Source organism: Schnuerera sp. (assembly GCF_035459645.1).
GTDB lineage: Bacteria > Bacillota > Clostridia > Tissierellales > Tepidimicrobiaceae > Schnuerera.
Window position 1 is genome coordinate 1 of the sequence record NZ_DATHXO010000370.1, and the last position, 1,961, is coordinate 1,961.

Below are 1,961 nucleotides of genomic sequence, written 5' to 3' on the forward strand. Positions count from 1 at the left end.
CACTATAAAGATTTCTTATTAGGTTACTTTGCTATGCTATCAGAAATTATAGGCACTAAACTAAAAGTTAGTATCTTTAAGAACTTTATGGGCCGTGCAAGCACGTTATTTACTGCTGATTTTGAGAATATAACAGGGGAAATATGGGATAATTTAGGAGATGATACTCGTAAAAATTTTGTAGATTGGAATTACACGAATAGGAATGTGCACGCATTCAGCTCCGATTATTATACATACAGCTTGAGTTATGTAGTTGAAGAAGATAATGAACCTGAAAAGGTTTAAAATCCTCTCCAGGTTCGCTCTTTGTTTATAATACTGTAGACTTATCGGTATTATGTTATAATAGTATCACAATACTACTGTTTATCAACCCCTTGTGTATTTAGTACTCCTTTTGCATGAGGGGTTGATTTTATGGATTGAACCTAATACCTTTTCTTTGATAACAAATAAGATTCAAAGAGTGTATGTAATGATCTTTCCAAAAATAGGCAATGAATTCTATAATGAAGAAGATAGGCCACTCTTAAACAAGATGGAGCGCTTCTATTCGCAAAGTATTACAATTAATCAATCTTTCTGGGGGGAGGCAGACACTGATAGCCGTATGGAAGCGGGCGACCAAAAACTGTGGAACTCGCTTTACGGAAATATTCCTCAATCCAGAAGAAATCAATTTAACTTTAATCGTATCCGCCGAATGATTAATATGATCAGCGGATATCAAAGGCAAAACAGAAAATCTATTATAGCTACTCCTGTAGAAAACGGTAGTCAAGAAACAGCTGATCAATTTACCGAAATATTTTGGCATATAAACCGCAAAGAAGATGTTCTTTATACTATATCTGATGCTTTTCACGGAGCCCTTGTTACGGGCCTTAATATGCTTCAAGTATGGATAGATTATCGACATGATCCTATATCCGGTGAAATAAAACTAGATAAATGCTCTTATAATGAATTCATGATAGATCCATACTTTAGAAAGGCTGATTTATCTGATTGTAACGGCATATGGAAGCGTTCTTATTTAACTAAAAAAGAGATATTAACACTTTTACCTAACAAGGAAGATGAGATTATGGATTTACATCCTATTAAATCTAATCCTGATGGTAAATTTCAATATATGCCTGAATCTTACTCTATAGGTATGCAAGACTTACTTGTTTATGATGAGTTTTATTATAGAGATTATAGGCCTCAAAAGATGCTCGTAGACACACAAACGGGTGAAAGTATGGAATGGAACTCAGAGGATGATGAAGCTTTAGAACAGTTTTTACTTATATACCCTCAAGTTACTGTTATGAAGCAGGATGTCCCGACAGTAAGGTTAGCAATAGTAGTACAGGGCCGCGTAATGTATGACGGACCACAACCTACCGGGCTTGATTGTTATCCGTTTGTTCCTGTTTTTGCTTATTACAATCCACAACTTCCATACTTTCCTGATCGTATACAGGGTGTAGTACGTGGATTAAGAGATGCTCAGTATCTTTATAATCGACGTAAAAATATTGAACTTGATATTTTAGAATCTCAAGTAAATTCCGGATGGGTATATAAAGAAAATTCATTAATAAATCCTAAAGATGTCTTCTTATCCGGTCAGGGACGTGGTATAGCATTAAAAGATCAAGCAGAGATGACTGATGTTCAAAGAATTCAAGCACCTGAGGTCCCGCAATCCATGATAGAGCTTTCTACCATTTTATCTAAAGAAATTATGGAGATATCAGGTGTGAATGAAGAGCTTCTTGGATCCGCGCAAGATGATAAAGCAGGTATCTTATCTATGCTTAGGCAAGGTGCAGGTCTTACAACACTTCAGAGCCTCTTTGATCAATTAGATCTTAGCCAAAAGCTTCTAGGTCAAATATTTTTGAAGCTTATACAAATGAATTACACGCCCGGCAAGATACAGCGGATTGTAAAAGAAGAGCCGTCAG

2 protein-coding genes are annotated in these 1,961 nt (G+C 35.7%); both read left to right on the top strand.

Annotated features, from left to right (window positions below; translation table 11 throughout):
- Positions 1 to 288, top strand: a 288-nt coding sequence (locus VK998_RS08645) for a hypothetical protein (protein ID WP_325227670.1), incomplete at its 5' end; no start/stop codon positions are given.
- A 190-nt stretch (positions 289 to 478) separates the two neighbouring features.
- On the top strand, positions 479 to 1,961 hold a 1,483-nt coding region (locus tag VK998_RS08650; protein ID WP_325227672.1), incomplete at its 3' end, for a portal protein.